This window comes from Flavobacterium sp. (assembly GCF_050696275.1).
In the GTDB taxonomy this organism is placed as follows: domain Bacteria; phylum Bacteroidota; class Bacteroidia; order Flavobacteriales; family Flavobacteriaceae; genus Flavobacterium.
The window spans coordinates 57,633-69,791 of the sequence record NZ_JBOGUT010000001.1 but is presented as its reverse complement, the minus strand read 5'-3'; the positions used below and the strand labels follow the sequence as shown (position 1 = coordinate 69,791).

Genomic DNA, 12,159 nt, shown 5'->3' with positions numbered 1-12,159 from the left:
ATTATGGCACTACCAATACCCGGAAAACCAGTTAGGGGCTCAAAGTCAGGACAACCAATTATGGCTCTTTTCGATCTATTAGGAAGAAATTGGGCAATGGGTATTATCTGGAACCTGAACGAAGGCAGCTGTACTTTCAGAGAACTTCAAAGCCGATGTGAAACTGTTTCACCAACAACGCTTAATATAAGATTGAAAGAACTTACAAGCGCACATATAATAGAAAGAACACTGGATGGTTATACTCTAACGGCATTCGGGAAAGAACTATTCGAATTATTAAAACCCATAGGAAAACTAGCAAAAAGCTGGTCTGAAAAATTTTAAAAGATGACAACAACATTAAGAACAATCACAAAACCAAAAAAAGGAGAATATCCTCCGTATTCCAGAATTTATATGGAATTATTGAAGGATGACGGTTTACTATTGCATCACATGAAGGACAACTTCATTAAAATTAAAAAGTTCATTCAGGATCTTCCCGAAGAAAAATTGTATTACCGTTATGCTGAAGGAAAATGGTCAATTAAAGAAATTCTGGTTCATATTATAGACGATGAAAGAATTTTTGCTTACAGAGCATTGCGGTATGCAAGATTTGATAAAACAGAATTAAATGGGTTTGAGCAAGATGATTATGCCTTTTATTCAGACGCAGACGAACGAAGCCTTGATAGCATCTTCGAAGAATACGAAGCCGTCAGAAATGCAACAATTACAATGTTTAACGGGTTCCCCGAAGAAGCGTTTATGAGATGCGGAACAAGTGTTGGAAATATTAACAACAGAACAGTCAGAGCACTGGCGTACCACATTGCCGGTCACGAATTACGTCATATTAAAATAATTAAAGAACGGTATTTAAATTTACCAACTAACGATGGAATCCTATAAAACAGAAACCCCGATTGCTAGCGTTATCGGGGTTTTATTTATAAAAATATAAAATACTAATTCAGGTTATCTGGAAAAATCTTCCCTGGATTTAATATATTGTTTGGATCAAAAACTCCTTTGATACTCTTCATAAGCTGTAATTGTGTTTCGCTGAAAGCAATATCCATGTAATTCTTTTGCACAAAACCAATTCCATGCTCCCCGGAAAGAGTTCCTTTGAGAGCCACCGTCAATTCGAATATTTCCCTGATTCCTTTAGGCACTTCTGTTTTCCAATTGTCATCCGTCATATCGGATTTGATGATATTTACATGTAAGTTTCCATCACCCGCATGCCCATAACAAACAGATTTAAACCCGTATTTATTACCAATAGTTTTAATTCCCTGCAAAAGTTTCGGCAGTTCATATCGTGGTACTACAGTGTCCTCTTCTTTATAAACCGAATTGGATTTTACTGCTTCAGCAACGCTTCGGCGCATTTTCCATAACGTGTTTTTCTGCTCATCGGTATCTGCAAAAAGAATTTCATCAATTTGAAATTGCTCTACAACTCCCATAATTTTTTCGGCTTCCTTCATCAGAATCTCAGGATAATTTCCATCAACTTCAATTAACAGATGTGCTTGATGTTCCGGTTGTATAGAAACGCTTATCCCTTCGACAAATTGCAACGTCCAATCAATTGCATCCCGCTCCATAAATTCCAGTGCGCTTGGCACAATTCCAGCTCTGAAAATAGCTGAAACCGCTTCACAAGCTTCTCCTGCATTATAAAATGGAACCAACATTAAAACATTATGTGAATTTTTAGGCAATAGTTTCAGAACAATTTTAGTAATAATACCTAATGTCCCCTCACTGCCCACCATAAGTTGAGTCAGATTGTATCCTGTGGAGTTTTTTAATGTATTTGCACCAGTCCAAATGATTTCACCATTAGGCAAAACCACTTGCAGATTCAAAACATAATCTTTAGTCACGCCATATTTTACTGCACGGGCACCACCGGCATTTTCAGCCACGTTCCCTCCTATCCAGCAACTTCCCTGACTACTGGGATCCGGCGGATAAAACAATCCCTTTTCGGAGACAGTTTCACGCAATACTTGTGTAATTACAGCAGGTTCGACAGTAACTTGAAGATTTTGTTCGTCAATCTCAAGGATTTGGTTCAATCGTTCCATAGACATGCCTATTCCCTGATGAATACTCAATGCACCACCACTCAAACCTGTTCTTGCTGCAATGGGAACTACAGGAATTTTATATTCATTTGCCAATCTCATTACCGCTGAAATTTCTTGGGCAGAAGCTGGTTTTACCACAACATTAGGCGGAAAAACATAATCTTCAGTTTCATCATGACCGTAATGATTACGAGTCTCATCATCAGTAAAAACGAACGTTTCACCTAAAATGGCTGTAAGTTTTTCTAGTATTTCGGGAGTGATTTGCATTGTCATAAAATTGTTTAGTAAAAGTAGCAATTACAAAAGATAATTACAAATACTATTAGCCCCGATTGCTCCGCCGGATCACATTATTCGTGTGACAATTAAATGGAAAAATAAAAGTGAAGACAGGAAATCAGATAAATCCTAAGCGAATAACTTCTTCTTTCAATTAAGTACAAAAAGGGGTTATTTCTTCTTCAAATTGGGTAAAAAGTAGCAAATAGCACCGATAATAGGCAGAAAAGAACAAACCTGATATACATATTGAATAGAAGTCACATCGGCTAATTTACCGAGAAATGCAGAACCTAAAGCGCCCATTCCAAAGGCGAATCCGTAAAATAAACCGGAAACCATACCGAGTTTTTTAGGTAATAATTCCTGTGCATAAACCAAAATAGCCGGAAAAGCAGAAGAAATGATAATACCAATAACTACCATTAAAACATCTGTCCAAAAAAGACTAACATAAGGAAGCAGCAATGCAAATGGCGTAGCTCCGAAAACTGAAAACCAAATTACATATTTCCTTCCGATTTTATCGCCCAGCGGACCTCCCAATATTGTTCCGGCTGCGTAAGCAATCAGATAAATAAACATATGAAACTGAGCCTGTTTTATAGTCAAATGGAATTTATCAATAACATAAAACGTATAATATGTTGACAAACATGCCGAATAAAAAAACTTAGAGAAAATAACGATTAATAAAATCGCTATTGCCCAATTTACTTTCCCTTTTGATAAATCATGATAGGCTACAATTTCCTTTTTTTGGTTGGTTCTTAAAACCAAATGATCCCGGTACCAAAACGCAATCTTACTGATTATTCCCAAACCGATAATAGCAGCAATAATAAACCAAAGGATATATTTTTGGGAGTTAGGCACTACAATCAGAGCTACTAACAATGGACCAAGTGCTGTACCAAAATTTCCCCCAACCTGAAAAATTGACTGAGCCAAACCTCTCTTTCCGCCAGAAGCCAAGTACGAAACACGGGCAGATTCCGGATGAAAAATAGAAGAACCCGTCCCGATAAGCATAACGGAAATTAAAATCATATAGAAATTATCAGCAAATGACAAGGCAATGATACCCGCTAATGAAAATAACATACCATATATCTGGGAAAAAGGCTGCGGATATTTATCGGTGTAATAACCCACAAATGGCTGAAATAAAGAAGCCGTGAGCTGGAAAGCAAACGTAATTAATCCAATTTCCGAAAACGACAAATGGTAATTTTCCTTTAAAATAGGATAAACCGAGGGAATAATTGCTTGTATTAAATCGTTGAGCAGATGAGCAAAACTAATAGAAAAAAGTATGGGAAAAACGGTTTTCTGAACCAAATCTTTAGTCTCTATCGGGGAAGTTTTTGTTGTGGTGTGCATTTGAATACTTGAAAATGGCAATGCAAAAATACCACTAATGATTCTATGGAGAAGTTGGTTTTTCCTTTTTAACTAAACTTTATACTTTCATTTATTTGTGCAATACAATTTAATTATATATTTGCAATATATTTTATTACAGTTATGATTTCAGGTAAGTTTGCCATTACAACCCATATTCTGACTTTGTTAGCCAAATCCCCGGAGGATTATATGGCTTCGGAATATATTGCCGGCAGTTTAAACATACATCCTGTTTTGGTTCGCAAAGAAATAGCTAATTTGAGAAAACATAATTTAGTAGAAAGCAAAGAAGGAAAAAACGGAGGAACAAAATTATCCAAATCCCCTTCTGACATTACACTTGAAGAAATTTTTAAAATTACTTTCGACAAGGCATCATTGGGGTTTTCAAAAAACAAACCTAATCCGGAATGCCCTGTTGGAAAAGGGATAAATTCAAATCTAAACACTTTGTATACTGATCTGAATCTGACTGTAAGCAATCAGCTAAAGACAATTTCACTGGCTGAATTTGCTAAAAATTTTTAATGCTTTTTTTTATTTAAAACTGTAACTTTTTTTATTATATATTAAATCAAACACTATGAAAGTAGCAATTATCGGAGCAACAGGTTTTGTAGGCTCAAACATTTTAAATGAAATGGTAAACCGTGGTCATCATGTGACAGCGATTGCGAGAAATCCGAAATCATCAGACCGGATAAAATGGGTTCAGGCAGATGTTTTCAATACAGACCAATTAACAGAAGCGCTAAAAGGCAATGATGTAGTAGTAAGCGCCTATAATCCAGGCTGGTCAAACCCTGCTATTTATGATGATTTTCTGGCAGGTTCAAAAGCAATACAGGAAGCTGTAAAAAAGTCGGGAGTCAAACGTTATATCACTATTGGCGGAGCCGGAAGTTTATTTGTAGCACCCAACCTCCAAGCCGTTGACACACCTGATTTTCCTAAAGAATACTACGCAGCAGCAGCAGCTTTGCGCGATTACCTGAATATTATCAAGGAAGAGAAGGAATTGGATTGGACTTACTTCAGCCCTGCTTTCGAAATGCATCCCGGCATTACAACCGGAAGAACAGGGAATTACCGTTTAGGTTTGGACAATCCTGTTTTTGATGAGAATCAAAGAAGTATTATATCCGCAGAAGATGCAGCAGTTGTTATTGCAGATGAAGCAGAAAACCCAAAACACCATCAAGTTCGTTTTACGGCTGCCTATTAATTTACTTCGGAACATCATAAAGTGCACAATGTTGATTTCTTCTTGAACATTGGGCACTTTTTCCTTATTTTTACTCCACAATTTATTCTTGTGGCACAAAAAAAAACACATCCATCAGCACTAAAGGAGAACGACGGTATTACGCAGCCTGAAATTATCAGTACTTCATCTGTGGCTAAAATCCAGTCTTTTCGTAAAAAAATTCCATCCGCCGATGATTTGGTCAATGGTATTTTAAGCGGAAATAAGACCGCTTTGAGCCGAGCAATCACTTTAGTGGAAAGTACAAATATTGCCCATTTGGAAAAAGCCAATGAAGTCATTAAAGCCTGCCTTCCTCATGCCAACAAATCAGTGCGTGTAGGAATAACTGGCGTTCCTGGTGTTGGTAAGAGTACCTTTATTGAAGTATTTGGAAAATACCTGACCGGTTTAGGCAAAAAAGTAGCTGTTTTGGCTGTGGATCCTAGCAGTTCGATTTCACATGGAAGCATATTGGGTGACAAAACCCGAATGGAAGAACTGGTGAAAGATGAAAATGCATTTATCAGACCGAGTGCTTCCGGTGAAAGTTTAGGAGGTGTAGCCAGAAAAACCCGGGAGAGCATCATTCTTTGTGAAGCCTGCGGATTTGACACCATTCTTATCGAAACTGTGGGTGTTGGCCAAAGCGAAACGGCAGTTCACAGTATGGTAGACTTTTTTTTATTATTGAATTTGGCCGGCGCAGGTGATGAACTGCAAGGAATTAAACGCGGTATTATGGAAATGGCCGATGCGATTGTGATTAACAAAGCAGATGGAGATAACATTAAACGTGCCCAATTAGCAAAAACGGAATACAATCGTGCCTTGCATTTATTTCCGATGAAAAGTTCAGGCTGGTCACCAAAAGTTACAACTTGCAGCGCGTTATCCAATGAAGGGATTGATGATGTCTGGAACACTATTACCGACTATTTTACTTTGACCCGTGAAAACGGTTACTTCGATAAGAAACGAAACGAGCAAAATCAATATTGGTTATTGGAAACCATTAACGAACAGCTGAAAACTAATTTTTATAATCATCCAGCTATTCAAAGATTGTTGGAAGAAAATAAAAAAGCAGTACAAAACAGTGAAATATCTCCTTTTGCCGCAGCTCAAAGCTTATTGAATCTTTACCAAAACAAAAATAAAGATTAAAAAAAACAGTCCCAAAATACATTTGGAACTGTTTTCTCTGGGTTGTATTGCGTTTAATTTACCGCTACAGCAATCGTGTAAGATTCCCTGTCTTCCACAATTCTATAATTTCCTTCGCGCAATGTATTGGAATGGAAGCCTAAAGATTCGATAAATTGTTCAGGAATTGTCTGACCTTCAGGAATTCTGTAAGACAATCCATTTCTTAACAATGTTCTTTTATGTTCTTCAGTTAAAGCACTTTTGTAAATTTTCATTACAAAAGCTCCATCTATATTTTCAACTTTTACCGGAGTACCTTCCGGTAACGGTCGAAAAAAAGAAAAATTGACCCACACTATATTATGGCAAAATCCGTTAGGCTGGCTGCAATCTACATTGTGAGAACCCCAGGCACGTACAATAATAGTCCCATAATACCTGTTTGTCTCATCATGGGAAACCTCTTTAGAAGGTCCATCGGTTTTAACTTCTGAAACATTGTCTTTGTCACAACTTGCCATAAAAGCAGTTAAAAAAAGTGATACCAGCACTACTTTTACCCCCATAAAAGATACTGATTTGTTTGTTTTTGGTAATTTTTTCATAGTTTGTAATTTAATTGTCCCTACTCTTTGATTGGCTTTTCGGGTTACGCCGATTTTGAGTATATATCAATTAAATTATTTTTTGTTACCCTGATCTTATTTTTTTTCGAAAAAGAAATCAAATAATCACAAGTCCCACAATAAAAAAAGTTGCAAAACGACATATTTATCATTTTGCAACCCAAAATATTTCTGAATATAATTTTAGCAGAAACAGAAGCTTAAATACAATTATTCTTTTTCGTAGCGTTCCATTTCGCGGTCATAAAAAGCATTAGCCAGTTCGATCAATCCTTCCATTTCAGCATTAAGTTCCGCTTCATCAAGATCTTCCGCTTCTTCCATAAATTCGACTTCATCATCTTTCAAATTGATAATAAATCGAGGATAATCCAGATGAATGATAAAAATATCGTCCGGGAAATCAGTATTGTCTCCAAGTAAAAATTTTGGTAATTCCATTTTGTCTTATTTTATTTAAAATTATTTATCAGAAATAATAACAGGCGTATTTCCTTTCCCATTCATAAAAATAATTTTAGAATTGTTAGAAGTAGCGATTTCTTTCTGTGCTTTTATTTGTTCGTATTGTAATTGTTTGTCTGTAAGCCCTGAAGAAATAATTCTTTGATAATCAGCAATCCCTTGAGCTTCAACTCTTTTACGCTCTGCCTCTTGTTTTTCTTTTTGAAGTACAAAGATCATTTTTTGTGCATCCTGTTCCGCATTGATTTTAGATTCGATAGTTGTTTTTACAGATGCAGGCAAATTAATATTTCGAATTAATAATTGTTCCAAAATTAAACCTCTTGATTTAAAATCAGCTTCAATAGTCTTAAAAATACGCTGTTGAAATTCATTCCTTTTCGTAGAATACAACGCTACAGCATCATAATAAACTGCGTTATCACGAATACGTGTTCTAGTTATGGGACGGACAATTTTATCCGAATAATTTTCCCCTATTCCTTTCAAAATTTTCGGAGCGTCCTGAGGTGAGACCCTGTATAAAACGGTTAAATCAATAACTACCTCCAACCCGTCATTTGACAAAACCCGAATAGCATCATCGCCTCCTTTTAACCCTTCATCATGAATTGCTGACATGGTATAATTCTGTGTCTGAATATCAAAAGTTGTAATATCCAACAACGGATTTATGATATGCAATCCGCTTTCCAAAACATCTGGCTGTACTTTTCCGTACAATGCCTTTACTCCTACCTGACCTGCATCTATTTGTTTAAACATTGATAAAAAAATACCTAAAGCAATCACTAAAAATCCAATCGGTTTTAAAACACTGGAAAATTTAGACAACTGGTTCTGGTTATTTTTTAATGTAAAACCTGCAATAATAATTAAAACCCCGATAATAAGTAACAGTATCATTTTTTATGTTTTTAATTGTACGGTGATTATACGTAAATCCTTATTAATAGTTACATTATTACGTATTTATTCTCTGTTGTTTCTGATAAGATTTTTAGTTAGATTATTAAAACGCATATACAACAGGAAAGCAGCAACCGAAAGGCCGGCTAACAAGCCGATCCATATCCCGGTAGCTTTAAGTTCTGTATGCAATCCCAAATAGATGGAGATGGGAAAACCAATTATCCAATACGCCACAAAGGTAATATACATTGGAATTTTCACATCCTGTAATCCGCGAAGTGCTCCTAAAACTACTACTTGAATACCATCGGAAATTTGAAAGACCGCCGCGACTAGTATTAATTGGGCTGCAATAGTAACCACTTCTGAATTGTCCTGCAAACGCAATGAATTATCAGCATTGACAAACAGCTCAGGTAAATAATTATGGAAAATGATAAACATTAGTCCAAAAAATCCCTGTACTATAATAGCCAGTAAAAAGATGGAGCGTGCCACAATTCTTAGTTTTATGTAATCATTAATCCCTTTTTGATTCCCTACTCTAACCATCCCAGCCACGCTTAAACCGTTTACAAACATAAAAGTGAATGTCGCTAAACTCAATGCTATCTGGTTGGCTGCCTGACTGGTCGTACCAATACTGCCTGAAAGCCAAACTGCTCCTGTAAACAATGCTACTTCAAAAAACATCTGAAGTGCTGATGGCAATCCTAAACTGATGATTTTTTTAGTCATCGGTTTTCCTATTCCTTTGAGACTAAACCCATCAAAATACGGTTTGAATTTATCTTTCGATTTTAATGCAAAATGGATAAAAATCAACATAACAAATCTGGAAATAACCGTTCCGACAGCAGCGCCCAGCATTCCCATTTTAGGGAAAATCCAGAATCCATAAATAAAAATAATATTTAAGAATATGTGCACAACATTGCAGAGCAAATTAGCCCACATCCCATATTTTGTTGCCGATTTACCATCGGCGAATTGCTTATATCCTTGAAAAATAATCAATGGAATTAATGAAAATGCCACTAGGTCCAGAAACGGTTTTGCTAAATCTACTACTTCCTTTGGCTGTCCCATATGGGCGATTAACGGCTTCGCCAAATAAATGACCCCGAACAAGGAAAGGCCTAAAATGGTTGACAAAACCAATCCGTGATGAAAAACGCTTCGTCCTTTAACCAAGCTGTTTTCTCCGTCGGCTTCGGCAATTAAAGGCGTGATAGCAGTAGAAAATCCAATTCCCAAAGACATGGCAATAAAAACAAAGCTATTCGCCAAAGAAACAGCAGCTAACTCCGTTGCCCCTAACTTCCCGACCATTACATTATCGACGATACCCACAAGTGTATGCCCTAACATTCCCAGAATAATAGGATAAGCCAGTTTGATGTTTTCTCTAAATTCTCGGGTGTATGTAGAAAGTTTCATGCTTATAATTTGTCGCAAAAGTACACTATTTTATAGCTGAGTATAGCAGAAAATTAACCCTTGAAATAAAAAATATGCTATAACAGTATACCAAAATCAGGAAAAAGCAGTTTTAAAATAGAATCAATACCTACTTATATGAAACATAAAATTTTATTTCTTCTCGTCCTGATCTTTACTTTTTCTGCCTCATACTCCCAAAAAGAAAAAGGGAGTTTCCGCTTGGGCTATGGATTTAACGGTGGTGTTCCCACCAATAACGCTTTCAATTTCAGCCTTGGTGCAGATGGAAGACTTCAATATGATATTTCGATGAAGACTTCTTTCTCAGCCACGACAGGATATACCCATTTATTTAAAAGTACTGAGCATGACACTGGATTCATTCCTGTAAAATTAGGATTTAAGTCTTTTATAGGAAACCAAATTTATTATTTGGGAGAAGTCGGAGCTGCAATTGGTGTGAGCAAAGGCATGGGTACCTCTTTCTTATGGGCTCCCGGAATTGGCATTGCTACAAAACACATTGACATTAGCCTTCGATACGAAAACTACAACAGGTTTGATACCGGTCAGGTCTCGTTGCGATTGGCTTACGGTTATAAACTATAGTATGATCTGTTTAGGGTTTGCGTGAGGGATAGCAGCGGAAAGCCCACAGGAAATTGAAGCTCAGCGGAAATTGACGAGGACTTGCAGCGGATAGCCCGACCTCCCGATAATTATCTTCTTCCATAATTATCGGGAGGTCACGCCCAACTTATTTTTTCAACTGTTTTTTGTATTCGGCAAAGTTGGTTTTTACCTTTTCGTCGAGTTCCGGCTCCTTTATATCAGTATATTTTTGCATTTCTTCCCAAATAATTTTGGCGACCATATAGCGGGCCATTTCTTTATCGTCAGCAGGAATTACGAACCATGGCGCATGTTCTTTGGAAGTTTTATTGATTGTTTCTTCGTAGTAATTCATATAATCATCCCAGCGTTCGCGTTCTTTGAGATCCCCCGGTGAAAACTTCCAGTGGTGGGCTTCTTCTTCCAGCCTTCTGAGCAGACGTTTGCGTTGTTCTTCTTTACTGAGGTGAAAATAAAATTTCAGGACAATCGTACCGTTTTGTGTGATGTGTTTTTCGAAATTATTGATCTGCTCAAACCGGTTTTCCCAGAATTCAGGCTTGATATCTGCTGTTTTTTCTATTCCGGGAAGGTTTTCGAATAAAATATATTCCGGGTGTACACGGGTTACCAATACATTTTCGTAATGTGTACGGTTGAAAACTGCAAACTTTCCTTTTTCAGGAAGCGCCAGATAATGACGCCATAAATAATCATGTTCCAGCTCGGACGAATTAGGCGTTTTAAAACTATGCACTACTACGCCACGCGGATTAAACTCTTTGAAAACCTCACGGATCAGACCGTCTTTACCCGAAGTATCCATCCCCTGAAGGCAAATCAGCACACCATAACGGTTGTGTGCGTACATTACATCCTGCAATTCGCTCAGTTTGGCCTGAACTTTATCCAGCTTCTCTTCCTTTTCATCATCGCTTAGTGCAACCTTTAATTCGGTTGGAAAATCTTTTATTCTGAAATTTGATGTGATTTTAAAATCATCAGGATTAAATACAGCCATAATTTTTGATTTATATTTCTTTAATTTGCATCTCTTCTGTACTTCAGAAAATATTTGACGTACAATTGCTAATTTATGGAAAAAATTCAACTTACCGCTTTTTTGGATATCTGCGGAATTGGCTCTGCCTCAGGATTGGTATATTATAACAACTCCTTGTTTATGATTAGTGACAGTTCCGGGTTTTTATACGAATATGGCTTGGACTCTGCTCAATTACAACAGCATTCATTGATAAAAAACAGCACCCAAAACATTGCAAAGAAGCAAAAACCTGATTTTGAATCCATCACTTTAAAGGATGACAAGCTGTATGTTTTTGGTTCCGGTTCAACCAAAAACAGAAACAGGCAATTTATTTTCGATTTAAAAACACAGGAAGCCACCGAACATGATTTGACAGACCTTTATCAAAAAGTAAAAGCCTCAGCCGCTATTTCTGATGATAATCTGAACATTGAAGGTGCGCTGTTTTATAAAGACTGCCTGTATTTATTTCAACGCGGAAATGGCGCTAATTCTCAAAATGGAATTGCAATAATCGATAAGAACGAAAATGGTTCGGTTCGGTTTGTACCACTTCAGCTTCCTAAAATAAAGCATGTCGAAGCTACATTTACAGATGCTGTTTTAATGCATGATAAAATTTATTTTTTGGCTGCAGCCGAAGACACCGTTTCGACCTATGAAGATGGTGAAGTGATGGGATGTCTGATAGGCTGTATTGACACAGCTACTTTTCAAACTGATTTCACATACCAGATTACAGATTCTCATAAATTTGAAGGTTTAACGGTTTACAAACAATCTGAAGAAAAGATTATTTTTCTGTTGTGTGAGGATAATGATACCGAAGCTCTGGAATCAAAAATTTATACTTTGGAAATTTCCAAATAAGAAAACCAT

14 protein-coding genes are annotated in these 12,159 nt (G+C 36.7%); 7 read left to right on the top strand and 7 right to left on the bottom strand.

What is annotated here, in order from left to right; genetic code table 11:
- Positions 1–3 precede the first annotated feature (3 nt).
- Entirely contained in the window at positions 4–327 is a 324-nt protein-coding gene (locus ACRDEC_RS00375; RefSeq protein WP_431496348.1) for a winged helix-turn-helix transcriptional regulator, read from the top strand.
- A gap of 3 nt (positions 328–330) precedes the next feature.
- Complete coding sequence (locus ACRDEC_RS00370; protein WP_431496347.1) at positions 331–897, top strand: DinB family protein; 567 nt, start codon at positions 331–333, stop codon at positions 895–897.
- Between the two features lie 56 nt (positions 898–953).
- Here the strand turns inward: ACRDEC_RS00370 and ACRDEC_RS00365 are convergent, their stop codons facing one another.
- Positions 954–2,360: an FAD-binding oxidoreductase gene (locus tag ACRDEC_RS00365; protein ID WP_431496346.1), complete on the bottom strand. Its 1,407-nt coding sequence runs from the start codon at positions 2,358–2,360 to the stop codon at positions 954–956.
- 183 nt (positions 2,361–2,543) lie between these two features.
- Positions 2,544–3,755 (bottom strand): MFS transporter, encoded by a 1,212-nt coding sequence (locus ACRDEC_RS00360; RefSeq protein WP_431496345.1) that lies wholly within the window; start codon positions 3,753–3,755, stop codon positions 2,544–2,546.
- Between the two features lie 144 nt (positions 3,756–3,899).
- Here ACRDEC_RS00360 and ACRDEC_RS00355 point away from each other — a divergent pair, with 144 nt between their 5' ends.
- The 3 genes from ACRDEC_RS00355 to meaB all read left to right on the top strand — a co-directional run bounded on the left by ACRDEC_RS00355 (position 3,900) and on the right by meaB (position 6,192).
- Entirely contained in the window at positions 3,900–4,307 is a 408-nt protein-coding gene (locus ACRDEC_RS00355) for an Rrf2 family transcriptional regulator (RefSeq protein WP_431496344.1), read from the top strand.
- A gap of 55 nt (positions 4,308–4,362) precedes the next feature.
- Positions 4,363–5,004, top strand: coding sequence for an NAD(P)-dependent oxidoreductase (locus ACRDEC_RS00350; RefSeq protein WP_431496343.1), 642 nt, complete (start codon positions 4,363–4,365; stop codon positions 5,002–5,004).
- 90 nt (positions 5,005–5,094) lie between these two features.
- Positions 5,095–6,192, top strand: coding sequence for a methylmalonyl Co-A mutase-associated GTPase MeaB (meaB, locus tag ACRDEC_RS00345; RefSeq protein ID WP_431496342.1), 1,098 nt, complete (start codon positions 5,095–5,097; stop codon positions 6,190–6,192).
- Between the two features lie 53 nt (positions 6,193–6,245).
- On the opposite strand, the gene ACRDEC_RS00340 is transcribed toward meaB, so the two are convergent.
- The 4 genes from ACRDEC_RS00340 to ACRDEC_RS00325 all read right to left on the bottom strand — a co-directional run bounded on the left by ACRDEC_RS00340 (position 6,246) and on the right by ACRDEC_RS00325 (position 9,617).
- The gene (locus tag ACRDEC_RS00340) at positions 6,246–6,779 is read right to left on the bottom strand and encodes a hypothetical protein (RefSeq protein ID WP_431496341.1); all 534 of its coding nucleotides are present in this window, start codon (positions 6,777–6,779) and stop codon (positions 6,246–6,248) included.
- Positions 6,780–7,010: 231 nt separating this feature from the next.
- Complete coding sequence (locus tag ACRDEC_RS00335; RefSeq protein WP_431496340.1) at positions 7,011–7,241, bottom strand: hypothetical protein; 231 nt, start codon at positions 7,239–7,241, stop codon at positions 7,011–7,013.
- Positions 7,242–7,262: 21 nt separating this feature from the next.
- A complete protein-coding gene (locus tag ACRDEC_RS00330) occupies positions 7,263–8,171 on the bottom strand; it encodes a prohibitin family protein (RefSeq protein WP_431496339.1) in 909 nt (302 codons plus the stop codon).
- Between the two features lie 66 nt (positions 8,172–8,237).
- Positions 8,238–9,617 (bottom strand): MATE family efflux transporter, encoded by a 1,380-nt coding sequence (locus ACRDEC_RS00325; protein WP_431496338.1) that lies wholly within the window; start codon positions 9,615–9,617, stop codon positions 8,238–8,240.
- 138 nt (positions 9,618–9,755) lie between these two features.
- On the opposite strand from ACRDEC_RS00325, the gene ACRDEC_RS00320 reads away from it, so the two are divergent.
- Positions 9,756–10,229 (top strand): hypothetical protein, encoded by a 474-nt coding sequence (locus ACRDEC_RS00320; protein ID WP_431496337.1) that lies wholly within the window; start codon positions 9,756–9,758, stop codon positions 10,227–10,229.
- A gap of 148 nt (positions 10,230–10,377) precedes the next feature.
- Here the strand turns inward: ACRDEC_RS00320 and ACRDEC_RS00315 are convergent, their stop codons facing one another.
- Complete coding sequence (locus tag ACRDEC_RS00315; protein ID WP_431496336.1) at positions 10,378–11,253, bottom strand: PPK2 family polyphosphate kinase; 876 nt, start codon at positions 11,251–11,253, stop codon at positions 10,378–10,380.
- 75 nt (positions 11,254–11,328) lie between these two features.
- Between ACRDEC_RS00315 and ACRDEC_RS00310 the strand changes: the two genes are divergently transcribed.
- Positions 11,329–12,150 (top strand): DUF6929 family protein, encoded by an 822-nt coding sequence (locus tag ACRDEC_RS00310; protein ID WP_431496335.1) that lies wholly within the window; start codon positions 11,329–11,331, stop codon positions 12,148–12,150.
- Positions 12,151–12,159 lie beyond the last annotated feature (9 nt).